The 26,590-nt window shown below is 44.2% G+C and carries 23 protein-coding genes; 15 read left to right on the top strand and 8 right to left on the bottom strand.

Annotated features, from left to right (window positions below):
* Positions 1-103 precede the first annotated feature (103 nt).
* Complete coding sequence (locus ACE1OE_RS14980) at positions 104-757, bottom strand: thiopurine S-methyltransferase (RefSeq protein WP_102467830.1); 654 nt, start codon at positions 755-757, stop codon at positions 104-106.
* Positions 758-987: 230 nt separating this feature from the next.
* Between ACE1OE_RS14980 and ACE1OE_RS14975 the strand changes: the two genes are divergently transcribed.
* A complete protein-coding gene (locus ACE1OE_RS14975) occupies positions 988-1,764 on the top strand; it encodes a RelA/SpoT domain-containing protein (RefSeq protein WP_102467831.1) in 777 nt (258 codons plus the stop codon).
* An 81-nt stretch (positions 1,765-1,845) separates the two neighbouring features.
* Here ACE1OE_RS14975 and ihfA read toward each other — a convergent pair whose 3' ends face one another.
* The 4 genes from ihfA to ACE1OE_RS14955 form a co-directional block, all read right to left on the bottom strand.
* Entirely contained in the window at positions 1,846-2,139 is a 294-nt protein-coding gene (ihfA, locus tag ACE1OE_RS14970; RefSeq protein WP_102467832.1) for an integration host factor subunit alpha, read from the bottom strand.
* A 504-nt stretch (positions 2,140-2,643) separates the two neighbouring features.
* The gene (pheT, locus tag ACE1OE_RS14965) at positions 2,644-5,064 is read right to left on the bottom strand and encodes a phenylalanine--tRNA ligase subunit beta (protein WP_449211532.1); all 2,421 of its coding nucleotides are present in this window, start codon (positions 5,062-5,064) and stop codon (positions 2,644-2,646) included.
* Positions 5,065-5,082: 18 nt separating this feature from the next.
* Positions 5,083-6,066, bottom strand: coding sequence for a phenylalanine--tRNA ligase subunit alpha (gene pheS / locus ACE1OE_RS14960; protein WP_372060249.1), 984 nt, complete (start codon positions 6,064-6,066; stop codon positions 5,083-5,085).
* A 194-nt stretch (positions 6,067-6,260) separates the two neighbouring features.
* Positions 6,261-6,962 carry a class I SAM-dependent DNA methyltransferase gene (locus tag ACE1OE_RS14955; protein ID WP_449211531.1) on the bottom strand — a complete coding sequence of 234 codons (702 nt, stop codon included), beginning with the start codon at positions 6,960-6,962 and terminating at the stop codon, positions 6,261-6,263.
* A gap of 168 nt (positions 6,963-7,130) precedes the next feature.
* On the opposite strand from ACE1OE_RS14955, the gene ACE1OE_RS14950 reads away from it, so the two are divergent.
* The 7 genes from ACE1OE_RS14950 (at position 7,131) to ACE1OE_RS14920 (ending at position 15,039) form a co-directional block, all read left to right on the top strand.
* The gene (locus ACE1OE_RS14950) at positions 7,131-7,754 is read left to right on the top strand and encodes an NAD(P)H-dependent oxidoreductase (protein ID WP_102467836.1); all 624 of its coding nucleotides are present in this window, start codon (positions 7,131-7,133) and stop codon (positions 7,752-7,754) included.
* Positions 7,751-9,676, top strand: coding sequence for a monovalent cation:proton antiporter-2 (CPA2) family protein (locus ACE1OE_RS14945; protein ID WP_449211530.1), 1,926 nt, complete (start codon positions 7,751-7,753; stop codon positions 9,674-9,676). Before ACE1OE_RS14950 ends, ACE1OE_RS14945 begins: the two co-directional genes overlap by 4 nt.
* Before the next feature lie 101 nt (positions 9,677-9,777).
* Entirely contained in the window at positions 9,778-11,067 is a 1,290-nt protein-coding gene (locus tag ACE1OE_RS14940) for an MATE family efflux transporter (RefSeq protein ID WP_449211570.1), read from the top strand.
* Positions 11,068-11,122: 55 nt separating this feature from the next.
* Positions 11,123-11,461 (top strand): rhodanese-like domain-containing protein, encoded by a 339-nt coding sequence (locus tag ACE1OE_RS14935; protein WP_449211569.1) that lies wholly within the window; start codon positions 11,123-11,125, stop codon positions 11,459-11,461.
* Between the two features lie 239 nt (positions 11,462-11,700).
* Positions 11,701-13,809 (top strand): transporter substrate-binding domain-containing diguanylate cyclase, encoded by a 2,109-nt coding sequence (locus ACE1OE_RS14930; protein WP_449211529.1) that lies wholly within the window; start codon positions 11,701-11,703, stop codon positions 13,807-13,809.
* 255 nt (positions 13,810-14,064) lie between these two features.
* A complete protein-coding gene (locus ACE1OE_RS14925; protein ID WP_449211528.1) occupies positions 14,065-14,712 on the top strand; it encodes a CatB-related O-acetyltransferase in 648 nt (215 codons plus the stop codon).
* Between the two features lie 51 nt (positions 14,713-14,763).
* Positions 14,764-15,039, top strand: coding sequence for a nitrogenase-stabilizing/protective protein NifW (locus ACE1OE_RS14920; RefSeq protein WP_102467841.1), 276 nt, complete (start codon positions 14,764-14,766; stop codon positions 15,037-15,039).
* Between the two features lie 67 nt (positions 15,040-15,106).
* Here ACE1OE_RS14920 and ACE1OE_RS14915 read toward each other — a convergent pair whose 3' ends face one another.
* Complete coding sequence (locus ACE1OE_RS14915; RefSeq protein ID WP_449211527.1) at positions 15,107-16,186, bottom strand: TRAP transporter substrate-binding protein; 1,080 nt, start codon at positions 16,184-16,186, stop codon at positions 15,107-15,109.
* A 677-nt stretch (positions 16,187-16,863) separates the two neighbouring features.
* Between ACE1OE_RS14915 and ACE1OE_RS14910 the strand changes: the two genes are divergently transcribed.
* The 7 genes from ACE1OE_RS14910 to ACE1OE_RS14880 all read left to right on the top strand — a co-directional run bounded on the left by ACE1OE_RS14910 (position 16,864) and on the right by ACE1OE_RS14880 (position 24,215).
* Complete coding sequence (locus ACE1OE_RS14910; protein WP_102467843.1) at positions 16,864-17,484, top strand: LysE family translocator; 621 nt, start codon at positions 16,864-16,866, stop codon at positions 17,482-17,484.
* A gap of 357 nt (positions 17,485-17,841) precedes the next feature.
* Positions 17,842-20,400: a nitrite reductase large subunit NirB gene (nirB, locus tag ACE1OE_RS14905; RefSeq protein WP_449211526.1), complete on the top strand. Its 2,559-nt coding sequence runs from the start codon at positions 17,842-17,844 to the stop codon at positions 20,398-20,400.
* 2 nt (positions 20,401-20,402) lie between these two features.
* Positions 20,403-20,726: a nitrite reductase small subunit NirD gene (gene nirD, locus ACE1OE_RS14900; protein ID WP_372060257.1), complete on the top strand. Its 324-nt coding sequence runs from the start codon at positions 20,403-20,405 to the stop codon at positions 20,724-20,726.
* Positions 20,727-20,869: 143 nt separating this feature from the next.
* Positions 20,870-21,727, top strand: coding sequence for a formate/nitrite transporter family protein (locus ACE1OE_RS14895; RefSeq protein WP_102467846.1), 858 nt, complete (start codon positions 20,870-20,872; stop codon positions 21,725-21,727).
* Between the two features lie 124 nt (positions 21,728-21,851).
* Entirely contained in the window at positions 21,852-22,604 is a 753-nt protein-coding gene (gene cobA, locus ACE1OE_RS14890; RefSeq protein WP_449211525.1) for a uroporphyrinogen-III C-methyltransferase, read from the top strand.
* A gap of 232 nt (positions 22,605-22,836) precedes the next feature.
* Complete coding sequence (locus tag ACE1OE_RS14885; protein ID WP_449211524.1) at positions 22,837-23,124, top strand: CG2 omega domain protein; 288 nt, start codon at positions 22,837-22,839, stop codon at positions 23,122-23,124.
* A 44-nt stretch (positions 23,125-23,168) separates the two neighbouring features.
* Complete coding sequence (locus ACE1OE_RS14880; RefSeq protein ID WP_449211523.1) at positions 23,169-24,215, top strand: DUF4382 domain-containing protein; 1,047 nt, start codon at positions 23,169-23,171, stop codon at positions 24,213-24,215.
* 63 nt (positions 24,216-24,278) lie between these two features.
* On the opposite strand, the gene ACE1OE_RS14875 is transcribed toward ACE1OE_RS14880, so the two are convergent.
* Entirely contained in the window at positions 24,279-24,947 is a 669-nt protein-coding gene (locus tag ACE1OE_RS14875) for an OmpA family protein (RefSeq protein WP_449211522.1), read from the bottom strand.
* Between the two features lie 6 nt (positions 24,948-24,953).
* Positions 24,954-26,519: a TadE/TadG family type IV pilus assembly protein gene (locus tag ACE1OE_RS14870; protein ID WP_372060680.1), complete on the bottom strand. Its 1,566-nt coding sequence runs from the start codon at positions 26,517-26,519 to the stop codon at positions 24,954-24,956.
* Positions 26,520-26,590 lie beyond the last annotated feature (71 nt).

Here is a 26,590-nt window from a genome sequence, read left to right as displayed (position 1 = left end):
CGCCCCCGCTGCTTTCCACCAACCTGAAACATGAATGCAGAGAGATAGTAGCCCAAATAGCCGCTATCTCTCATTATCATATCCAAACTAACCACTGATCAGACTATTTTAACGACTCAATTAGCCACACATCCTCACAGAAATGACTCAGCCCTTGTTTAATCCTTCGGTGTTCACTATCCGCTTCGTCTCTTGCTAAACGCGTCACACGAAAACCGTTATCGAAATAGTTTTCGACTTCTAGTTGCGGCACGCTATATGGCGGTCCAGCCATTTCGTCTTGAATATAATCCAAAGTCACCAGCAAAATCCGACCGCCCGGTTTAAGCACCTGCTTGAGTTTATCGATGTAAAGCAAGCGCATATCCGCAGGCATGGCAATTAACGCCGCCCGATCGTAAATCAAATCAACACTTTCTATTGGCGCTGTAAAAAAATCCCCGACATAAATATTAAGCTCATCAAACTGATACAGCTCAAATTGATGGTTAAGTGTTGTGACGAGTGGCGTATAAAAGTGTTCCGCAAAAAAAGAGCGGACCGCTATTTGGCTTAACTCAACTCCTTGTACGTTATCGTGACGCTGCGCCAACCAAACCAAATCTTCTGACTTACCGCACAATGGCACAAATACAGATTGCTCACGGGTCGGTTCTAATACTGGCCAATGTTCTATCAAAAGTGGGTTCACATCCTCAAGATGAAAACCAATTTTGTTTGCTGCCCATTTATTGTGCCAAAGCTCAAAGTCGTTCATTTTAGATTCATTTTAGGTGTGGATAATGGTTAACGTAGAGTTTACAGATTGAGGACAAAAAGTCATGTCTAGCTGGGGTATTATTTCTATGAGACAGGCATCACAATTTGCTTAAAGACCTTAACAACTGACTTGGTAACCAAATAACTGTCCCCATATCATAGTTAGCACTACTCCAAACGTTATAGCACTTTTTTTACACCGTTTTTGTAACGTAACCAGGAGAGAGCATGAGCATGTTTTTCCGTGCCGCAGCACTAACGCTGTTGGTACTCAGCCGCGCACCAGCATTTGCGGCTCCGCTTGATGAATCCAACTCTAACCAGACAAAAGGGAACCAAGAACAAAACCAAATAAGTCCATCGAACTTTAAACATAGTCTCAGTGGCCTTTATGGTATTAACCCTGTCGATACCGATGTCGCGCAACCGCATGCGGATTTTGATGTGTTGTACAGCAAAGCCCATCAGGCTCAACATGAGTTAGAATCGTTGTGTAAAAGCACAGCATTACTGACTCAAACTGACGCACAATTTTCAGGTGTTAAATCGTCAGAGCGCGCTCTGGAAAAAATCAATACTGAGTTAAACGGTGAAGTAAACCAAATTACCGATTTGGCTCGAGCGACCATCGTCGCAAATGATGTATCTTCATTGGTCAGTGCATTTGAAGCCCTCAGCCGAGAGGCTAAGGTCGTTAGAGTGAAGAATCGATTTAAGTCCCCTAACCCATCCGGCTATAGAGACCTTAATCTTTTAGTACAACTTCCTAAAACGGGTATTGTCGCGGAGGTTCAGCTGCACTTAAAAGCCATTGCAGATGTTAAGAACGGACCAGAACATGACCTTTATGAAATTATTCAAGGTATTGAGCGAAATGCAGCTACACACAATCGTTCTTTGAACGACATTGAAACGGCTCAAATTACTAGCCTACGCCGCCAATCCATGGAGCTGTATCAAAATGCATGGCAACCTTATATCACTACGCATATTCAAGCCGCGTAATTACGCTTAATGACAGTAATAACATCATCACCAGAAACAAAAAGACCACGCATTGCGTGGTCTTTTCGTAACAATCAAATATTAATCTAGTTTGATGTTTTCAACACGAGCCTTCAGTTTTTGTCCTGGACGAAACGTCACGACACGTCTAGCGGAGATAGGGATATCTTCTCCAGTCTTAGGGTTGCGACCTGGACGTTCGTTTTTGTCTCGAAGATCAAAATTACCGAAACCAGACAGCTTTACCTGCTCGCCATTTTCGAGTGATTTTCTGACTTCTTCAAAAAATACTTCTACCGTTTCCTTGGCATCCCGTTTACTAAACCCGAGTTTCTCAAACAGGTTCTCAGCCAAATCGGCTTTTGTGAGCGCCATAAAACTCCCCTCAAAGCTATTTCATACCTAGCTGTTACGAACGCAACAACACATATTTAGTTCGACCAATCAACAACATAACAGCCTAACTGTGAAAAGTGTAAGTCAACCTTATGATTTTCGCCAACTTTTTTATTTCATGGAAATGTCAGGATTTTATCTTACACAACCAAGCACTTACCCCTATTTCGATACAATCATCCAATACAAAGGAAAATAAACAAAAAAACCAACATTAAACGCCATTAAAACCCATTAAAAAAGAATAAAAGGGATACCCCACTAAATACAAAAACCTTAATCCAGCACACATTTTTTACAGAAATAACAAGCAAAAACAGAGAGTTGCGGCTAAATATCGGATATGAAACACGTTTAATTCCCACTCTGGAACTGGACAAAATATCCGGTTGCAGACTAGAATTTCAGGTTGATTATTTCTTTTAGATACAAAAAAGGCGAGCTTCATATCGCTCGCCTTAGTCTTATCATTGGAACGTCAGATTAGTCGCGTAATACCGCGCTGAACTTATCAGCAACAGAGGCGACGATAGCATCGACTGATCCAGCGATGTCTGCATCTTCAAGTGTGCGCTCTACAGACTGTAGGCTAAGTGCGATAGCTAGGCTCTTCTTACCTTCTTCTACACCTTTACCAACGTATACGTCGAATAGCTTGGCGTCTGTTAAGAACTCACCACCAGCAGCGATACACGCTTCAACGATGTCGCCAGAAGCAACAGCTTCATCGACAACCAGTGCGATATCACGACGGTTTGCAGGGAACTTAGATACTGCGACGGCTTCTGGAAGCACGCGAGTGTTAATAGCTGCCCATTCGATTTCGAATACGATAGTACGGCCGTTAAGCCCAAACTTACGCTCTAGTTCTGGGTGAACAGTACCAATGATACCCACTTCTTTCTCAGTTTCGAGACCAGCGTCTACAACGATCGCCGCAGTTTGACCTGGATGAAGTGCTGGGTGCTTAGCGGCTTTAAAGCTGTATGCTTTTTCGTTCGCTGAAAGCTCAAGAACGGCTTCTAGGTCACCTTTAAGATCGAAGAAATCGACAGTGTTCGTTGCCATGTCCCAGTGCTCTTCGCCACGCGTACCAGAGATAACGCCCGCAAGCATCATTTCTTGGCGCATGCCGTTTTCAGCGGTTGCTTCAGGGATGAAACGTAGGCCTGATTCGAATAGACGAACGCGAGACTGTTGACGCTTCTGGTTGTGAACAACGGTGTTTAGAAGACCTTGGATTAGGCCAAGACGCATTGCTGACATATCCGCAGAGATTGGGAATGGCAGGATTAGCGGCTCAACACCAGGTACAACAAGCTTTTGCTGTTCTGGTTCTACGAAGCTGTATGTGATGGCTTCGTGGTAGCCACGGTCGACAAGAAGGTCACGAACGCGCTTAAGCGGTTGGTTAGCTTCTTTGTGGTCATTCATTTTAAGTGCCGCTTTAGGCGCTTGGTTTGGAATGTTATCGTAACCGTAGATACGACCTACTTCTTCAATTAGGTCTTGCTCGATTGCGATATCAAAACGCCAAGATGGAGACGTTGCCGTCCAACCTGCGTCTGTGCTTTCTGTATCTTCAACAACAGTAACTTCACAACCTAGGCGAGTAAGAATTTCCACTACGTCTGTAGATGGGATTTCGTGACCTAGTAGGCTGTCTAGCTTAGCGCGACGTAGAGCAACGACGTTTGCTTTAGGAAGATCAGCGTCAGATTCGCTGCCGTTTACTGGCGCAACTTCACCACCACAGATTTCAACGAGAAGCTGTGTTGCACGCTCCATAGCGGCTGCTTGAAGTGTTGAATCAACACCACGTTCGAAACGTAGAGAAGAATCTGTGTGAAGGCCGTAAGCACGTGCGCGACCACGGATGTGGTCCGGTGCGAAGAATGCCGCTTCAAGAAGTACGTCAGTTGTTTCAGTAGTCACACCTGAATCTTGACCGCCAAAGATACCAGCGATGGCTAGTGCTTTGTTTTGGTCAGCGATAACAAGCGTGTTGCTGTTTAGTTCAGCTTCGTTGCCATCTAGAAGTGTTAGCTTTTCGCCCTGCTCTGCTAGACGAACCACGATACCGCCTTCGATCTTAGCAAGATCAAATGCGTGCATTGGTTGGCCTTGCTCTAGCATCACGTAGTTTGTGATGTCTACCACTGGGTCGATTGAACGGATACCACAACGGCGCAGTTTTTCTTGCATCCAGATTGGAGATTCCGCTTTCACGTTTACGTTCTTAACCACACGGCCAAGGTAACGTGGACAAGCATCCGTTGCTTTGATTTCAACAGATACTGTGTCTTCAATGCTTGTTGCAACAGCGTCAACGGTTGGCTCTGTCACGTCTGCGCGGTTTAGTACGCCAACTTCACGAGCAAGGCCACGGATGCTGAAGCAGTCTGCGCGGTTTGCTGTTAGGTCTACGTCGATGGTGACGTCGTTAAGCTCAAGAAGCTCACGTACGTCTAACCCTAGCGTTGTGCCTTCTGGCAGCTCAAGGATGCCGTCAGACTCTACGTCGATGCCTAGCTCAGAGAAAGAACAAAGCATGCCGTGCGATGGAACGCCACGTAGTTTTGCTTTCTTGATTTTGAAATCACCAGGAAGTACTGCGCCAACGGTTGCTACTGCTACCGTTAGGCCAAGACGACAGTTAGATGCACCACATACGATGTCTAAAAGCTCTTCTTCGCCGATATCAATTTTTGTAACTTGTAGTTTGTCTGCGTCTGGGTGCTGACCGCACTCAACCACTTTACCTACTTTAACGCCGGTGAATTCACCAGCAACAGGTTCTACATCGTCAACTTCCAAACCAGCCATAGTGATTTGGTGAGCTAGCTCTTCGCTGTTAATTGCAGGTTTAACCCACTCGCGTAGCCAAGATTCACTGAATTTCATAGTTTTGACTGCCCCGGATTACTTGAATTGTTTAAGGAAACGAAGGTCGTTCTCGAAGAACGCACGAAGGTCATTTACGCCGTAACGAAGCATCGTTAGACGCTCTACACCCATACCGAATGCAAAACCAGAGTATTTCTCAGGGTCGATGCCAACAGAGCGAAGTACGTTAGGGTGAACCATGCCACAACCTAGAACTTCTAGCCATTTGCCATCTTTACGTTTCACGTCAACTTCAGCTGAAGGCTCTGTGAACGGGAAGAATGAAGGACGGAAACGCACTTCAACTTCTTCTTCAAAAAAGTTACAAAGGAAATCGTTAAGAATGCCTTTAAGCTGCGCGAAGTTTACGTTCTCATCAACTAACATACCTTCCACTTGGTGGAACATTGGCGTGTGAGTTTGATCGTAGTCGTTACGGTAAACACGACCCGGAGCAATGAAGCGGAAAGGCGGTTTGCCGTTTTCCATCGTACGGATTTGAACACCAGAAGTGTGCGTACGTAGCATTAGATCAGGGTTGAAGAAGAAAGTATCGTGATCAGTACGAGCTGGGTGATCGTCTGCGATGTTGAGTGCATCAAAGTTGTGGAATGCATCTTCAATCTCAGGGCCAGACTCAGTGCTAAAGCCAAGCTCACCAAAGAACTGTTCGATACGCTCAACAGTGCGAGTCACTGGATGAAGGCCACCATTCTCGATGCGACGGCCTGGAAGGCTCACATCAATCATTTCTGCCGCTAATTTCGCTTCTAGCTCTGCACGTTGTAGTGCATCTTTACGCGCAGCGATCGCTTGTTGAACCGCACCTTTCGCTTTGTTGATCTCTTGACCAGCAGTACGACGCTCTTCAGGTGGCAATTTACCTAGGCTTTGTAGCTGAAGAGTGAGTTCACCCTTCTTACCTAAATACTGAACTCGCACTTCATCGAGTGCGACTAACGAATCTGCTGTATCAATCGCAGTGGTTGCGTTAGCAATGATCTCTTCTAGCTGTTGCATCGTATCCTCATCTACCTATTGGTAGTGTGTCCATAACGGTGTTTTTTGATAGCTGTCTATAGTAATCAAACACGCCAGTAAAGCCAAATTGATTCGTGATTTGAGCAGGTTACCGAGCAAAAAAAGACCATTTTTAGCCAATTAAGATCAAAACCACCCGCAACATGAGCAAAACTGAACGGTATGAAGCTCGCTCAACTCGCTTTCATTGCGCGAATAAACACAAAATTGGGGCATCGTGACAGCTTTTTATAGGTTGCTGGTGCCACTGTTTTCATTTTGATGTCTGGCGTGCCTTCCGAAAATGTATCCAATACAAATCCATGATCTTTTAATGCTGCAAAGAGACTCGTCAAAGAACGACGATAGAAACTTACCTCAACGGGTTCACCCGTCGTATCCCAAAATTCAGTAATTTTCTCTACCGCAAAATAGTGACTATTTTGATTCGATGCGTCGAAGTCAATAATGGGATGATGTGTTGAAAAGACAAAGACTCCTCCTGTTTTCAGCACTCTGGCTACGTCGGCAAATAACGGTGCCAAATCAGGTAAGTAATGAATCATGAGTGGGCAAACCACCACATCAAATTTGCTATCTGTTTCCTGCGGTAAACCTAACGATAAATCTTGCGCATAGACACGACCATTGCCGTTCAGTTTCGCTAAAGTAATTTGCACCATTTCGTCTGATGCATCGATGGCGGTCACATTTGCACCTTGTTTCTGAAAAATAGCCGCGTAAACGCCAGATCCGCACCCGAGATCGAGGACATGTTTATGGTTTAGATCCCCTAGCAACCCCAACGTTGTTGGTCTTTCATACAAAGCGTTATAAGCATTATTTTGAATCGCTTCATCGTATTTCTTTGCATGCTTTTTATACATTTCACCCATTTTTCTCTCGCTTTTTGTCTACATCACTTACCAATTAATAGCCATGACTTAAAAATAGATTAACGACATAATAAATAGCTTAACTAATTGATAAATAGCTTGTTGTATACTAAACATTATAACTCGTTGACGATAATATCCATACGTTCAGGAACGATACAAAACCATATGAATGATCTTAAAAACAAAGTCTTAGTGCTTTATGCGCATCCTTCTCAGCGACGCTCTGAAGTCAACATGCCAATGTACAAGGACGCGCTAAGCGTTGAGGGAGTGACTGTCGTCGATCTATACTCCGAATACCCTACTTATCATATCGATATCGACAAAGAGCAACAACGACTGCTTGAGCACGATATCATCATCTTCCAATTTCCTTTGTACTGGTATTCTACGCCATCAATCCTCAAAGAATGGCAAGATCTAGTGCTTGAATATGGCTTTGCTTATGGTCATGAGGGTACACAACTCGCCGGTAAACGGTTTTTCTGCTCCATCTCAGCAGGTGGAAAAGCAGAAGCCTATCAAACCGATGGTTATAACCACTTTACGATCAGGGAACTCCTTCAACCTTTGGAGCAAATGGCCAACCTAACCGGTCTTGTCTATCTCCCGCCTTTTGTTTTATTTGGTTCTCGGACGGCCAAAGAAGAGCATCGTATCACCGAACATAGACAACAATGGAAAGAACTCCTTGAGTTACTCGTCTCAGACCAATTTAACGTTGCGAAAGCCGCGCCTTTAGAAAAACTCAACCATTATTGGCCTCACGACACGGAGTCATCGTTATGACCGGATATTTTTTACAAGCGTTCATCTATCTGTTTGCCGCTGTCATCGCCGTTCCCATTGCAAAGCGCCTTGGTCTCGGTTCAGTTCTTGGTTATCTGATAGCAGGCGTTGTCATAGGGCCTATCATCGGGCTCGTTGGCGAAGAGACGACAACGATACAACACTTCGCTGAGTTTGGCGTTGTCATGATGCTATTTTTGGTCGGACTAGAACTTGAACCAAAAATGTTATGGGCGATGCGACATCGTTTAATGGGCCTTGGCGGATTACAAGTTGGCGGGTCCGCAGCCATTGTCATGGCGATCGCGCTCTTCGCTGAGTTTACTTGGACCGTATCATTGACCATCGGCTTGATTTTCGCACTCTCTTCAACGGCCATCGTATTGCAGACTTTCAATGAGAAAGGACTAACCAAGACAGAAGGCGGGAAAAACGCTTTTTCTGTATTGCTTTTCCAAGATATTGCTGTCATTCCAATGCTTGCTTTTATCCCTTTACTCGCCCTTCCCGAATTAATAGAACAAGCTCAATCCGTTGCGACTAACGTCGCGGAACACCACGATGATCTGAGCCTCGTCGCCGATCTTCCAGGCTGGGCTTATGGCATCGTCATTATAACGTCGATCGCCATTGTCGTCGTTGGAGGACACTACCTCAGTCGCCCACTATTTCGCTTTGTTGCCTCATCGGGCTTACGAGAAATTTTTACCGCAACAGCCTTAATGTTAGTGATTGGTATCGCAGCGTTAATGAGCTTAGTGGGTCTATCCCCTGCACTGGGCACATTCCTAGCCGGAGTCGTATTAGCAAACAGTGAATTTAGGCATGAGCTCGAATCGAATATTGACCCGTTTAAAGGACTGTTGCTAGGACTCTTCTTTATCACTGTTGGTGCAGGTATCAACTTTGGTATCTTGTTCGATGATTTCATTCTTATCATCACAATGACCATAGGCGTGATGGCAATCAAAGCGCTTGTTCTCTATGTTTTAGCCCTCATGTTCAAGATTCGTGGTAGTGACCGATGGTTGTTTACGTTAAGTCTTGCTCAAGCCGGCGAATTTGGTTTCGTTCTATTAAGCTTTTCAGTGCAAAACCATGTGTTACCGACTGATATTGCGCAAATTCTGTCGTTAGTGGTTGCGCTTTCGATGTTCCTTACTCCAGCCTTATTTATCTTATTTGATAAGGTCATATTGCCTAAGTTTGAAAAGACGATAAACGATAGAGAGGAAGATACTATCGACGAGCAAGGCAGCGTGGTGATTGCTGGGATTGGCCGTTTTGGTCAAATCATCAACCGCCTACTGGTTGCCAACAACGTGCAGACCGTCGTTCTTGATATTAGAGCGGATCAAGTGGATTTGATGCGACAAATTGAAACCAAATCATTTTTTGGAGATGCGACCAAACCTGACATGCTGCACACTGCTAAGCTTGAAGACGCTAAACTATTCGTGATTGCTATAGACAATTACGAAGCCAGTGTAGAGCTTGTAAAATATGTGAAACATACGTACCCTCACGTTAAAATATTGGCTCGTGCGTATGACCGGGGACACAGCTACCAGCTCAGACAAGCAGGGGCTGACTGTATTGAATCAGAAACCTATCACTCTGCACTAGAGCTAGGCTCAAAAGCGATGAGAAGTCTTGGTTTCCATCCTTTCTTTGTTGAGCAACAAAAAACCATATACAAAACGATTGAGAATAGGCAGTCAGATTCGCTATATGAAGGCTGGACCCAAGCAACCGACGAATCACGTTATGATAATAACTATCGCCAACTCTTTATGGAACTCGAAGAACTCATCAAAGAGGCAATGAAAGTCGATAGGAACGATAAACATTCTCGAGAACGTGGTTGGACACCGCCCCCTAAGGGCTATGCTGACAATCTTGATAAGTCAGACCCATCCTAATCCAGTAAAAAGCGGGCATTGGTGCCCGTTTTTTATTCAACCAAAATAAAGATGATACCGTGGATACAGAAACCAAAAACCTCGCTCACCAGCTTTTTAAAATGACGCTCCCTATGGTTTTAGGTGTGTTGTCATTAATGAGCTTTCAACTTGTCGATAGTGCCTTTATCGGTCAACTAGGCGTCTTACCTCTCGCTGCACAAGGCTTCACCCTGCCAATGCAAATGGTGATCATCGGTATTCAAGTTGGCTTAGGTATTGCGACAACCGCCATTATCTCTCGCGCACTAGGCTCGAATGATGAGCGCTATGCCAAACAACTTGGTGGGCTCATTCTGTTATTTGGTAGCTTAGGGGTCAGCTTTATCGGCGTTATTATTTGGCTGTTACGTTATCCAATTTTGTCAATGCTCAGTGCCCCAGAGGCCGTGTACCCTGTCATCGACAGTTATTGGCCTTATTGGTTAGTCAGTTCGTGGGTGGGCGCGGTATTGTATTTTTACTACAGTGTCTGTCGTTCAAACGGTAACACTGTTTTGCCTGGTATGATGATGATGGTCACCAGCTTAATCAACCTTGCATTGGATCCACTTTTTATCTTCACCTTCGATATGGGAATAAACGGCGCGGCTATCGCAACTATTGTTGCGTTTGGGATTGGCATTCTCGTCGTCGCGCCGAAAGTCACAGGTAAAGGCTGGGCATCATTTGATTGGAGTGATCTTAATATAATCCACAGCCTTCGGTCTATTTGGAAGATAATGGCACCGGCGATGGTCAGTCAACTCTTGCCACCATTGTCTTCCATGCTCGCAACAAAACTACTCGCCACATTTGGTACCGCAGCGGTTGCTGCATGGGCGGTGGGGTCACGATATGAATTCTTTGCTATCGTCACCGTCCTAGCGTTAACCATGTCGATGCCTCCAATGATTGGAAAGCTATTAGGCGGGAAGAACATCCATGATATTAAGAAGCTAGTAAAGATCGCCGTGTTGTACATTTTAGGCTTTCAATTTATCGTAGCCATTATCACATTCATCTTTGCACAACCGCTCGCCTCGTTAATGACGAGTGAAGATCAGGTGTATCAGGTTCTCCATTACCATCTGCTTCTCGTGCCAATTAGTTTAGGGCCTTTAGGGGTTTGCATGTTGATGGTTTCAATATCTAATGCACTTGGTAAAGCCAAAACCGCTCTAACTATTTCGACCCTTCGGTTATTTGCTTTCTTCTTGCCCTGTTTGTGGGTTGGATCTCAGCTTGGGGGCATTGAAGGATTATTCTATGGTGCACTTACTGGTAATATTCTGGCAGGATTGAGCGCTTGGTTAATGTATAACTTTTCGATGAAACAGTTAGAACGCTCATTGCTCGAGCACCACAGCTAAGGCACACTATCTAATAGGACGCAGAGGAGCATCATGCATGAACATCAAACGATTAATGGCGGGTATTGCACTACTATCCGCGCTGCTGAGCACAGGCACTTTTGCATCAGAAAGAGCGGCGATCGGTTGGCAACAAATACAACAAGGTGCCATGGTCATTGATGTTAGAACCCCACAAGAGTTTGCTGATGGACACTTAGATAACGCCATTAATTTTCCTCTGTCGACACTAGATCAGCATGTTTCAGACCTTGATAAAGCAACCCCTATCGTTTTGTATTGCCGCAGTGGTAACCGTTCTGGTCAAGCCTACCAATATTTAACGTCGCTAGGATTCACTCAATTGCACAATGCGGGCGGGTTACAAGAGATACAAATCGAAATCGCTAAATAAATTGATCCATTCGTCGTGAGCGTTCGAGATAGATAAACGCGCTTCTTACCGTTCATCTATCTCACCAACCCCGCACAACTCGGCCCTCGATCTTATATTCTCTAGCAAAACATCATTACTATGATCACTTAACTTCGATATACATTTACTATTCAGCAAGTTAACATTGAATTATCTATTTATATGTTTAGTATTAAAGCCATATAGACAACCCCATGCATTAGAGAGAAGAATTGGAATTGAGCACCAAGTTATGTCGTTCTTTAGAGGTTCTGATGCTTATCTTCATCAGTTCTTGGGGGATACTCCATGCTTCTCTAACGCACGCTGAGGATCACGCTAAAACGTATTATGTGTCTGCATATAAACATGATTTTTTAGCGCGGTTTATCTTTTCGACGATCGAGCAGCAAACAGATATAACCTTTACGTATGTCGATTATCCTACCTTTAGTGATCGCCTTGACGCTGTAGAAAATACCGACTTAGACTTTGTCGCCAATATTACTTTTACGAAAAGCCGTGCCCAACGTTTTTCTTATTCTTCACCAATGAATATTGAACCGACTTATGTTTTTAGTCTCGATGGTAAACCCTTTGATGAGTTGAACACTATCGGTAACACTATGGGTACCGCCTTCACCGATATCATTCAGAGATATTATCCAGATAAACGTGTTTTAGATTTTAACGACAATGATGTTGCTTACGAGGTACTAAGCAACGGAGACATCGACGGCTACATTGGTACTTTCCTTCAGTTAGAAGGTTTTCTCAATGCAGGGTTTAAGTCCCAAATGATCAATGACAAAGTCACTATCCCACCCGTTTCAATCATTACCAATAAACCTGAAAATATCGATTTGCTTGAGATCTTCAGCCAAATAATTTCGCAAGAAGACGTCCAAAAGCAAATGAGGAAATACGTAGATGACTATATTAGCCGCGTCGCCATCGAGCAGCTACAAAGAAAAATAGAAGTGTCGAATTTGGATTTGGACAAGCCTATCTCCATATATCTGAATCCACGACAGCCTTATGTTTTCTCTCATAAAAATGGTAACCCTGGCGGTATTTCTGTCGATTTTGCTAAGGCAGTTTGTGAATTGAATGCTCTTGATTGCGCTTTTGTTTATGACCCCACCGAACCTTGGTCCGAGAGCATTGATAAGATAAAGAAAGGCGAACGCGATGTTACGACCCCTATTGCACCATCAAAAAATCGCCAAACATTCGCCTATTTTAGCAGGCCTTACGTCGCAATCGATGGTGTGATAGCCAAACGTATAGGATTTAAAGAAGAAGTTCACAGGCATATTTCTGAGCTATTTGCCGAAAAAATTGGCGTCGTGACTGGTGACATATTTGCTAAAGTCACTCAACGTTTACTTCCAAATAAGGCGCTGACTTTTTATCCCAATACAAAAAGCATGTTAGCCGGATTGACCAACAAAGAGATTAATTACGCGGTAACCAATCGCGTGACGTTAAATAAGCTTTTATATGACGAGCAAATCTCGAATGTCATCGAAGATAAGTATTTTCATCCTTTCCACCGCTCTGAACTCAGTTTCGGCTTTCCCAAAACCGAACGCGGAGAGGCCCTCTCTCGTCTTTTCAATCGAACGCTGGACTTTATTGATGCGGATACCATCAATAAACGTTATCTGCCACCAGCAAATTGGCGGGAGTTACACGAAAAAGAACAAGAAACACAACGCTTAGACATTATTAATACACTCCTAGCATTATTGGTCATGGTTAGCCTCTTTTTCTGGTTCCTTACTTACCATAGAGCGAATCAGGATGCGCTGACTAAGTTGAAAAACCGCCACGCCTTGAATCGAATTCGCAAGCAAACGCTGGGGAAAGGCAATTATCTTATTTACATCGATCTCAACAAATTTAAACACATTAACGACACTTACGGCCATAATGTCGGCGACCAAGTTTTACGCTGCTATACAAAGCGACTTAACGAAACATTTAAAGGCAATATTTACCGCATCGGGGGCGATGAGTTTGTCGTAATCAGTGACTTATCCGGCAAGCGTATTGAGCAAACCCTGCCTAAGTTAGAGTCATTTGAATTTTCGCTACGTGGCAAAAATATTAATCTGACACTATCGGCCTCTGTTGGCGTATTTTTGCCAGACACCAGTAACTTAAGTATTAAGCAGTTGCTTATTTATACCGATTTTGCGATGTATGAAGCAAAGAATGACGATAAGAAACAAAGTGTTCTGGTTGACAAACAAAAACTACGTGAGCTTATTGAACTCCACGATCCTACGCTAAAAGCCCACCGGTCAGGGCAAACCGACATGACAAGACGCCCTATGCAATAACATTGATTGATCGCACAACTGCTATCGAATTGTTATGCGATCATCCGGCTTACAATAAAGAGTCCAATAATGTTACGACAGCTTCGACTCATCATAGGGCTCTGCCCTTCCTCATCCAGGCTTTGTTGCGGTACATTAAAAATGGCACTTATTCCCTTGTTAAAACAACCACGAATCCACTGACGTTGAATGATCACTGCTGAGCCTGCGTTTAGGCTTGCACACCATCAATTTCAACCGAAACAAGGTAACAAGATGAACAATAAACATTGGTCTACATTCCAGTTATTGCACGAAGTCGTTCAAAATAAAAATATATCGATCAAAGGTAAACACAGCTATTACAGCGACTGTTGGGATAATGGATTCGAAGAATCTGCCATACGCTACCTACACGGCGACAAAGTAAGCCGCGAGTGGGATCCACGGTGGCCAATTGATCGGCTACATATTGGTGATTACGTATGCATCGCCGCAGAGACCATTATTTTAATGGGTGGAAACCATAACCATCGAGCAGATTGGTTTTGCCTCTATCCATTCATGCAGGATATTGAGCAATCCTACCAAGGCAAAGGTGACACACACATTAAAGACGGGGCATGGCTGGGGATGCGTTGTATGATTATGCCCGGCGTCACCATTGGCGAGGGTGCAATTGTCGCCGCAAACAGTGTGGTTACCAAAGATGTTGCTCCCTATAGCGTCGTTGCCGGCTCCCCTGCCGCTTTAGTGAAAACTCGCTTTGATGCGGAAACCATCAGCGAACTGCTTTCATTTAACATTTATGATTGGTCAACCGACAAGTTTAATGCGTTGAGGCAGTATTTAAGCAGTTCAGACTTCATTGCGTTGAAAAATGCTATCATCGCCTATGATTTAAATGAGTCAAAAGCTAGATGAAACAAGAGCTACGTAAATCAAACGCTACGTGAACCGAGAGCTAAATAGAACATGAGCACCGTCGATATTCAAAAAACCATCGCCAGTTTCACCTCCATAGAGCAGGCACTGACCTATTTTGATATCGGTTTTGATAGCCGATTCATCGATGAAAATCGAACGCAATTAGTCAAACGTTTCAACGGATACTTGCTACTGGAAAAGCCTGATGATTGGTTTTCTGCAAGGCGAGCATTAAAAAATGCCTACTGTAAAGTCCAACGCAGTCTTTTGGATCGGCATACTCGATCAGCCTGTCGTGGTTGTACCTCCTGTCAACGTCGCTAATCAATATAAAGCCCCAATGACCATTCAATCATTGGGGCTTAGTTAAAATCTGCGTCGTTACAGCGTATCAATCTTGATCGTTCAAATACGCACGTAATGACATGTTGGTCCATTCACGCATTTTTGCAAGATACTGCGCTTGTGAATCTAAGATTTCTTTGGCAAGTTTGTCATTACTTGCTTGTTCCTGTAACAAGGTATTATTTGCCTGTTTCAACTCTTCAATGACTTCTGGCGGGAAGCTACGTACCTTGATATTTGGATAATCCGTACTCATCTTCGACCAACTTTGGGCGTTCTCATGCAATGCTTGTGTATACATGTCAAATGCAGCAACACGAAACGATGTTTCTAAAATAACTTTCAAGTCGTCAGGCAGATCAGCCCAAACCTTCTTATTCACCATAAATTGGGTTTCTGAGCCCGGCTCATGCCATGCGGTGTAGTAATAAGGCGCAATTTTTTGAAATCCCATGCGCAAGTCGAAGGCTGGACCAACCCACTCAAGCGCATCAATCGTGCCACGTTCAAGTGACGTATACAGCTCACCAGGCGCAATGTTCGTAGGTTTAGCCCCTACCTTTGCCAACACTTCCCCTGCGAAACCAGGGATACGCATTTTTAGTCCCTGCAAATCTTCAATTGAGTTGATCTCTTTCTTAAACCACCCGCCCATTTGAATATCTGAGTTACCCCCTGGAAAAGACAGCATATTGTGAGGTGCGTATACCTTTTGCATTAACTCAACACCTCCACCATGATAGAACCACGAATACTGTTCCATTGTCGTCATACCAAAGGGCATAGAAGAAAAATACAGGGTGTTCGGCACCTTCCCTTTCCAGTAATATGAGCTCGAGTGCCCTAAATCATATTGCCCTGTCTTCACCATATCAAACACACCAAGTGGCGCTTTATGCTTGTTGGCTGAATCTATACGAATAATGAGACGACCATTCGACATCTCCTTGGCGAGCTTAGCCATATTTTTACTCGCGTCGCCTAAAATCGGCGTATTTGGGCCCCAAGTCTCCGCTAGCTTAAGACGATATACCTTTTCTTCTGCCTGCACCGCTGAAATGCCGAGCACGGAGCAACTAACAATAAGAAGCCAACTCACTTGGCGAATGGTTTTTTTGAATTCCATTTCTTAGATTCCTTTCTGTTTTATTGGGTTATGTTTACGGTATTGGATTCACTATGACACCATGCGGGCTTGAAACTGCCATGTCAAAACGTTCGACCAACACCCAAACCGAGCCATTATCTCTATAGAAACCAAAGAACAAAGTATTTCACTAAATAATAGTGAATAACACACACTTCTCACCTGATTAAAGCACATTTATGGCGAGCATGACGTTTATTAAATTGATAGATCTATCACGCTATTCGAAAAGCGAAGAGTTCCTATTTTTACGACGTGAGGTGAATGCGTAATAATCACCTCACCATTTAAGATAAACCGAGCATACAAACACAATGGAAAGAATTCGCCGAAATTATATTGAACGCCTCTTCGCCGCTAAAAAGTTCAAATTCGAAGGGAAAATTATCTACACGTTTCGCTGGCAATAATGATGACAACCATGCTTGTTGCAACACGTTACAAGCGCGGATACCTAATCCGTACACCCAAAAATAAATAATAACAATGTCTTTGGCTAGACATCGCCCATAGGGATTGGGCACTCCTTTCTTTCAGCTTATATGCATTATTTTATTGAATTTCCATTTCATTCACGCCGTCGACTTACTTTATATAGTTTTTACTCATTAACTCTGTTAAAAATAATAAACTGATTCCTTCATCAATTGAGCACTATGAGCTGGTCAACGTTAACTATTTTTATTCCCACTTTTTTCTTTGTCTCTATTACTCCAGGTATGTGCATGACATTGGCGCTGACAATGGGAATGAGTATTGGCTATCGACGCACATTATGGATGATGATAGGCGAGCTTATTGGTGTTGCCGTCGTCGCACTTGCTGCCGTTCTCGGTGTGGCGGCAATTATGCTGCGCTATCCCGAATTGTTCGTCATATTTAAAACGATAGGCGCAAGTTACCTCTTCTATCTGGGCGTACAAATGTGGCGCTCAAAAGGCAAGCTGGCGATTTCGGCAGATTCGGATGATACCGTCCAACATAAAGATTGGGATCTCGTTGTCCAAGGATTTGTAACAGCGATTGCCAATCCGAAAGGTTGGGCTTTTATGATTTCGTTGCTACCCCCATTTATCGACCAATCTCAACCAATGACACTGCAAGTATCAATGATGCTGGGAATTATTTTACTTAGTGAATTTATTTGTATGACTATTTATGCCACGGGTGGAAAGGGATTAAAGCGTTCCTTAGGTCAATCTAAAAACGTCAAGGCAATGAACCGTTTTGCCGGGACCTTGATGTGTGCGGTTGGAATATGGTTATTTGTCGGTTAAATACGGCATTTTGGCTCATCTATGTTACTTATTCATAATTCTTCACAATCCACTCACACCAATGAAGGAAACTTTCACTTTTGTAACTACATTCTATTTGTATTACAAAAGTGAATGTCACTACCGCATATTAATAACACACGCATACCAATAAAAAACCCATCCATTAACAACCCATTTACTCACCATTGCCTTTTCCGATATGTCACGCAGGCAAATGCATAAAAGCACACTATTTGCTCAAGACGCCTACCCCTTTAGGGTAGTTTGAAAGTGTAATTGATTTACATCATATATTAATTTTCTTTCACATTTAACAATGCGCGTAGAATTGAAGAATAACCCTTAGGTATTAATATGAGCAAGATGAAGCTTGTCGTGATCGGTAACGGCATGGTGGGACATCGGTATCTAGAAGACTTAGTCGACAAGACCGATGCTGCCAACTTTGACATTACCGTTTTTTGCGAAGAACCGCGCGTCGCCTATGACCGTGTCCACCTCTCCTCTTATTTCTCTCACCATACTGCAGACGAACTTTCTTTAGTCAAAGAAGGCTTCTATGAAAAACACGGTATTAATGTTCTTATCGGCGAACGCGCGATCAACATAAACCGCGAAAACAAAATCGTCTACTCAAGTACTGGTCGTGAAATCAAGTACGACAAGCTTATCCTTGCAACCGGTTCTTTCCCGTTTGTTCCCCCTATTAAAGGCAACGAGAGCAAAGATTGTTTCGTGTACCGAACCATCGAAGACCTCAAGTCTATCGAAGCCACCGCGAAGAAAAGTAAAAGTGGTGTCGTCATCGGCGGTGGTCTGCTTGGCCTAGAAGCTGCCGGCGCGCTTAAAGCACTTGGTGTTACCACACACGTTATTGAATTCGCACCTGTATTGATGGCTGAACAGCTTGATCTACAAGGTGGTATGCAACTTCGTAACAAGATTGAACGTATGGGCGTTCAGGTACATACCAGCAAAAACACCCAAGAAATCAAACCTGAAGGCAAAACCGCACGTAACACTATGATATTTGCAGACGGTACTGACCTTGAAGTGGATTTCATTGTGTTCTCTGCAGGTATCCGTCCACAAGACAAACTGGCTCGTCAAATGGGGCTCGGTATTGCGCCACGCGGCGGCATAGAAATTAATAACAAGTGCCAAACCACTGATGCTGATGTATACGCAATTGGTGAATGTGCCTCTTGGAACCGTACTTTCTACGGTTTGGTTGCACCTGGCTACAAAATGGCAACAGTGGCCGTTGATCACCTTGTTGGCAATGACAGCCAATTTGAAGGTGCTGACATGAGCGCGAAGTTAAAGCTTCTTGGCGTAAAAGTTGGTTCAATTGGCGATGCTAACGGTCGTACTCCTGGCTGTAAGAGCTACGTTTACCAAAACGAAGAGCAAGAAGTGTATAAGCGCATCATTGTTTCTGAAGATGGTAAGCAATTGCTTGGCGCGGTCATGGTAGGTGATACCTCTGACTACGGTGACTTGTTGCAACTAAAGCTCAACAATATAGAGCTTCCAGAACACCCAGATATGCTTATCCTCCCAGCTCACGCTGGTGCGGAAAAGCCCTCTCTTGGTGCCGATTCACTGCCTGAAACTGCCGTTATTTGTTCTTGTTTCGACGTAACAAAGGGCAAGATTGCTCAAGCTGTTGCGGATGGTCACCACACGATTGGCGATATTAAAGCCGTAACTGGCGCAGGTACGGGGTGTGGCGGTTGTATCCCACTTGTAACCTCTGTCCTTAACGCTGAGCTTGCGAAATCGGGTATTGAAGTTAAAAACGACGTCTGTGAGCACTTTGCTTATTCTCGTCAAGAGCTGTTCCATCTGATCCGTATCGAAGAAATCAAAACATTCGATGAGCTACTAGAGAAGCACGGTAAAGGCTACGGCTGTGAAGTGTGTAAACCATTGGCAGGCTCCATCTTAGCGTCATGCTGGGGCGAGCATATCCTTAAACCTGAACTGGTTAAGCTTCACGATACCAACGATAACTTTTTAGGTAACATCCAAAAAGATGGTACGTACTCAGTGATTCCTCGTATGGCGGGTGGTGAAGTCACACCTGAAGCATTAAAAGTGCTTGCTGAAGTAGCAGCAGAATACAACCTATATACCAAAGTAACCGGTGCACAGCGTATCGGCTTATTTGGCGCACAGAAAGACGACCTTCCAACAATTTGGAAAAAGTTAATTGCTGCTGGTTATGAAACCGGTCAAGCGTATGCAAAAGCGCTACGTATGGCAAAAACGTGTGTCGGCTCAACATGGTGTCGCTATGGCGTACAAGACTCTGTCGGTCTTGGTTCTCGTATCGAGAATCGCTACAAAGGCATTCGCACTCCACACAAAATGAAGTTTGGTGTCTCTGGTTGTACTCGTGAGTGTGCCGAGGCGCAAGGTAAAGACCTTGGCATCATCGCAACGGATGCCGGTTGGAACATGTATGTATGTGGTAACGGCGGCATGAAGCCTCGTCACGCAGACCTTCTTGCTTCTGATTTAGATGAAGCGACACTACTTCAATACATCGACCGTTTCATGATGTTCTACATCCGTACAGCTGCACCGCTGCAACGTACGTCGGTGTGGATGGACAACATGGAAGGCGGCGTTGACTACCTTCGCGAAGTCATTGTCGATAACAAACTTGGTATTAACGAACAGCTTGAGACTGACGTTGCCAAGCTAATCGGTAACTTTAGCTGTGAATGGACGAATGCAGTGAACGATGAAGCGCAACATCAGCGTTTTGCTCACTTCATTAATAGTGATTTGCGTGATGACAATGTCGTGTTCGTTCAAGAACGCGAACAACACCGTCCAGCTACTTACACAGAGAAGCACCCTGACGCTAAGGGCGACATCCTACACGTAGAGCTGGAGAAATAATCATGGCATTTCAAAAAGTATGCGATATCCAAGACATCATTCCTGGTACTGGCGTTTGTGCACTCATTGATGGACAACAAGTGGCGATCTTCCGTCCTAGAAACAACGACGAAGTTTTTGCCATTAATAACATGGATCCGTTTGCTCGCTCAAACGTCCTTTCTCGCGGCCTAACCTGTGAACACCAAGGTGAACTTTGGGTCGCAAGTCCGTTGAAAAAGCAACGCTTCAACCTCGCCACTGGTCTGTGTTTAGAAGATGAGCGTTTTAGCGTGAAAGCGTATAAGACTCGTGTGACGAAAGGCACCGTCGAAATCTCGGCTTAGCCTTCGGTACGGAACGACATAGTCTTCGAGACTGAATAGCCTATAGGGGTTATTCATTCTAGTTATTGAAAGTCATGACTAGAACTAGCCCCTATCACTATTCAATCTTAACTTTTAACTTAAACTTTTATAGGGACAATTTTATGTCTGGTGATTTTAAACCTGCACAATTCGTACAAACCATGATCGACGTTGGCGAAGCGAAAGTAAAAACAAGCACTCGTGATTTGCTATTACGCGGCACAATGGCAGGGATTATTTTGTCTATCGCGGTTGTTGTTGCAATCACAACGATTGTGCAAACTGGTATTGGTATTGTCGGCGCACTTGTGTTCCCAGTGGGTTTCGTCATTTTAAGTGTGATGGGTTACGACCTCGTGACGGGTGTTTTTGGTCTTGCTCCGCTCGCCAAGTTTGCTAATCGTCCTGGTGTGACTTGGAACCGTATCTTCCGATGCTGGGGACTGGTTGGCTTAGGTAACCTGATTGGTTCTCTTATCGTCGCTTATCTTGTTGCTATCTCTTTAACAGGTAACTTCTCTCTAGAACTCAATGCCGTCGCGCAAAAATTTGTTGCGGTTTCTACGGCTCGCAGCCTTGGTTTCGAGAACATGGGAATGGACGGTTGGATTACGTGTTTTGTGCGTGGTATTTTCTGTAACTTGATGGTCTGTCTTGGCGTCATTGGTAACATGACAGCTCGCACTGTATCTGGTCGTGTGGCGATGATGTGGTTCCCAATCTTCATCTTCTTTGCACTTGTTTTTGAACACACTGTCGTTAACATGTTCCTATTCCCACTAGGTATGATTCTAGGGGCTGATTTTGGCATCGCAACGTGGTTGAACTTCAACTTAATCCCAACCATCCTTGGTAATATCGTTGGTGGCTTGGTGATGACTTGCATTCCTCTGTACCTGACGCACGCAAAAACAGCGCCGTCTCTAGACGCAGAAAGCAACGTGTCTATCAACGCTGAACCAGCAATGGGTAACAAGTAATACTTTAGCTTGGTCTCACGTTAACGTGAGACCAAGCCTCGCTATTTGGCGATAAAAAGTAACCACTCCTCATTCGGTTTGAGTGTTACTTTTTATAATCAAATTTCAATGGGTATACATTGCTATGACCACTAATAATACCACCACAAACCGCGGCTTTGTTTCTCTTGTCGGCGCAGGTCCTGGCGACCCAGACTTACTTACCGTTAAAGGTTATCGCGTCATCCAGTCCGCAGATGTGGTCGTTTATGATCGTTTGGTCTCCGATGAAATTCTTGCACTCGCCAAAGTCGATGCGGAAATGATTTATGTCGGCAAAAAATTAGATTTTCACTGTGTACCTCAAGACCAAATAAACCAAATTCTCGTCAAAAAAGCGCAAGAAGGCCACAACGTTGTTCGCTTAAAAGGTGGCGACTCGTTTATCTTTGGTCGTGGCGGTGAAGAGCTAGAAACGCTGGCCGAAAACAATGTTCGATTTGAAGTTGTCCCTGGCATTACCGCCGCAGCCGGCGCTACGGCTTACGCAGGTATTCCGCTAACCCATCGAGACCATGCACAGAGCGTTCAGTTTATTACTGGGCATGTACAAAAAGATGGCAGAGAAATTAATTGGCAAGCCTTGGCACAATCCAATAACACGCTTGTTTTCTACATGGGTTTAAAGCAAAGCGCTCATATCACCACACAATTACTCGAACAAGGCCTCAACGCGGACACACCGTGCGCGATCATCGAGAATGGCACTCGCAAAGAGCAACGCGTATTTCAGGGATCACTGAACACACTGCCTGAATTAGCCGGCCAAGCAAAAAGCCCTGCACTCATTGTTGTTGGGAGCGTGACCCAATTGCATAACAAGCTAAAGTGGTTTTGATTACGACCACCTCACTTGTTACACACCTCGTCACGCTAGCCTCTGGGCTAGCGTTTTTTTTGTACTAAATCCAATCTCATGGAACATCAACTTCTACGCAACATGTCTCAATCTTGCTATTGACTAACACTCCCCTTTCCAAGCATTGAATAAACCTGACATATGACTACTACGCTTAACTAACCTATGCACGGCTTTCGTGTTTTGGATAAACCCCAAAGGCAGGTTCGTTATGAAACAGTTACTACTCATTCCAATTACGTTTTTCTTTTCGCTTTCTATGGCGCATGCCGACTTAACGATAAAAAGTGACCGTATGGAAATCAGCGAAGATTGTCGTCAAGTCAAAGGCGATGTGATGACGTTAAAATCCGAAGATTGTGACGACAGTTCAAACGGTAGCAGCAAAGACAAAGGGAATGGTATGAGCAAAGGAAACAACCGCAGTATTCATGGCGACGACAACCCGGGTAAAGGACACGACAAAAGCAAAAATAAAACAAACAAAAAGGATGAGTAATCGCCTCCTTTCATATTGCAGTGTTCAAGAACAGGAATTTAATAATGCATAGCACAAAACTTACCGCTCTAGCGGGCATCATCGCATTTACCCTTACAGGGTGTGGTGGAGAATCGGGATCTGACTCGCCAACGAGCACTACGCCTTTTACGCTAAGCGTAACTGATGCGCCCGTTGACGATGCCAAAGAGGTCGTTATCACCTTTGGTAAAGTTGCGCTACTACCACAAGATGGTGGCTCACCACTTATTTATGAGGTCTACTTAACCGACGACGAAGGCAATCCAGTCGATGAAAATGGCGAACTCCTCCCTGATGGTGCAGACACCATTCCGTTAAGCGTCAATTTATTAGATTACCAAGGTAGTGCATCTTTACCCCTCATCCAAGACCAAGTGGTGTTGACCGGTCGCTACAAATTGTGTGTATTTGCAAATGACGGCGACCATCCAACACACCGTTCTTACGTCGTTGTCGATGAAGACGAAACACCTGAAAATCATCCAGGCTTGTCGGTCAAAGGTGATGGCGCGTGCCCGCAAGGCGTAGGTAAAGAAGATAAGGCAGGCGTGCTTTACTTTAATAACACCTTCAATGTGAATGCGGACAATAACGACTTTGCCGTAGAATTTGATTTACGTCGCGGATTGAAAGATGCTTCAAGTGCGCCGGATTACACAATTCAACGTACCTCAGTCTCACTTATTAACACTGTGACAACTGGGAACATTGAGGGCACCATTGATACTGCTACTTTCAGTGCTTGCCACCCTCAAGAAGATCTTACGTCCGTTCAGTCCGTCTATCTATATAACAGTAATGTTGCCCAAGAAAATATGGCACCGATTGGCGGGTCAGATGAATCAAAGCCACTCACCTCAGCATCAGTCAACTGGAATGAATCACTAGCAGCGTATACATTTTCATTCGGATTTATGGAGCCAGGCTCCTACAATCTAGGCTATACCTGTACGGCTCAATTTGATGGCGGAGAAGAGAACCATGACCCCGTTGCCGCGGGATTTAGTATTTATGATTCTCAAAGTGATGTGACTGTAGCAGTAGGCAAAGACACTAAGGTTTTGTTTTAGCGTTGCTTTGATATCTTGAACGTAAAAAGAGACTAAACGTATATGCGATTAGTCTCTCTTTCATTATGGTAGCGAATTTTCAGCATCTCCCGCTGGGATATAAACATCGGATCGTCGATTTTGAGATCGTCCATCTTTGGTTTTGTTCGATGCGATTGGCTCAGACTCTCCAAATGACTTTAACGTGGTATTTTGTTTTTCAATACCATACTTATGAAGCTCATTTGCGGTACTTTGTGCTCGATTAAGCCCTAGAGCTTGATTATAGGCATCAGAGCCAGCCCAATCCGTGTGCCCTTCCACGGTAACCTGATAGTTATTCTGAGCCAATTGCCTTGCTACACCAGAAAGGACATCTCTTGCTAACGGTGTTAGGTTGTATTTGTCAAAAGCAAAATGCACTCTGGCCACCAAATACCCCTTGTCTGTTGCCTCCCCAAACGACGCGATACCTAAGTTAGATATATAGGTTAGGCAATCACTCTTATCTGTAAGCAAGGATGAGCGCTTTAGTAGCTGCATTTTTAACTCGTCATCGTTACTGGTTTCAGTCACTTGTAAAAAACCGTCTCGGTGGCTAGCTATGCCATTAATTTCGCCGATAGTAATTTTATGCGAATATTCATAAGCCTTGGTACCACAATACTCATTAATAAAGGTACTTGGATCTTCGGCTACAACAACAGAAGATGCGAATACGCTGGTTGCAATCAATGCATTTATTTTTGACATTCCTAATCACCCATACAGTCTCGTCACACCGGTACCACGAGATCCTTTTTGAATAAGTTCTTCAATTACTTCAATAAAGTCTTCTGTATCTGTGACGTCAATAATGTCTTCGTCAACATCAATAACACAGTCCTGAAAACCACTTTGATCAGAGGCTTGAAAATCAATACCGATCACCGCGATGTACAAACCCGGTATTTCTTCTCTGGCCTTATCACACATTCCTTCATCGACTAACGCACCAAGGATGCCATTATTTGGACTTTCTACACCATCACTAAGCACAATAACCATCTTGATTTTTTCATCATAGGTCGCCAACTCGTCCACATCTTCGGTGTCTGGCTTACCTTCAGCTAGATGTTGAAAGCCCCTTAACATACCTTGAAAGGCTGCCGTACTGCCGTTGGCGTTCATATCATCAACTTGGTCTATGTCATCTCGATTATTCGTGAGCGCAATGTTGTAAAATTGTCCCGCGTCCGAGTCACCATATCCACGATACAGTTCATTATCATCGACCCGATATTTTGTTTTCATGTCAGGGAAAGTATTCTCGAACATTTCTTCAACGGTTAAAGAAAAATCTACATAGTCGTAAACCTCAACGCGATAAGAGTCATCGTCATCATCTGAGTCAATGTCGAAAATACTGACCAGTCTCTGTGCTTGTTTTCTCTCCCAAAGTTTTTGACTGGGACAATCATCTTGGTCCTCAGCACAGTCATAAACCTCACCAGACGTGTGTTTTCGCCATTTATTCCAGCTGACTTGTTCATAGGTTCGTTCGGAATCGGATGCATCCACATCATCACGGTACCGTAATTGACTAACGGTAAACTCTCTTGCACTTAAATCAGCGGTCGCCTCTCTTGTTTCTCGTGTCCTGATGTTAAACGGTACAATCGCTATTCGGTTGTCTAGCTTACTTGTAAGACCACTTTGATCATCATCGTCACACACATCATCGCCACTCACAGCATCAGTCGACACATTCGAACACAGAAGCTTGTCTGCTATCGCCTTAACCGCGACTTTTAGATCCGCTATTTTGCAACTAGAACTGCTGCACGAATCGTTACTTCCCCATTGCCAACTCATCGACCCAGAAAAATCCGACACAAATACGATGTCTATATTTTTATCGCCCAATATGATGGGATATTTTTTAGCTACCCCAACCCCGTTTAAGTTTTCACTGGTATCAAACGAAGGGATAATATTGCTCGCAAACCATGAGTGATGCGTTGTCGTTGCATTAACCGAGTACTCAATATACTCATCTTGAGTATCGGTTTGTTGTTGATGAACCCAGTCAACCGTTACGTTGGAGACTTGGATGTTTCTCACATAGTCATGGATATACGCGTCAGAAATCCTTTGCTCATCAGCACCATACGAATCTCTCTTGTCTTCAATGGTTTCCGCTATGGACGCGGCTTTCGCGGCATCTCTTAACCGGTTCGTTTCTTGAATGTAACGCGTGCCCTCTACCGCCCAAAAGGTCAATCCCAATACCGGTACAAGAGTAAATGCCATCCAAACTGCCGCCATACCTCGTTGGCGCGACATTGGTGCGTATGGTCTGGTATCCAGCGTTAACGATTTTTCATTCCGGGTTAACGTCTTTTTCTTCAGTGTAT

The sequence above is a fragment of the Vibrio sp. E150_011 genome, assembly GCF_053544015.1.
Note: the sequence above shows the minus strand (reverse complement) of the source record. Positions and strands in the feature narration are given on the sequence as shown.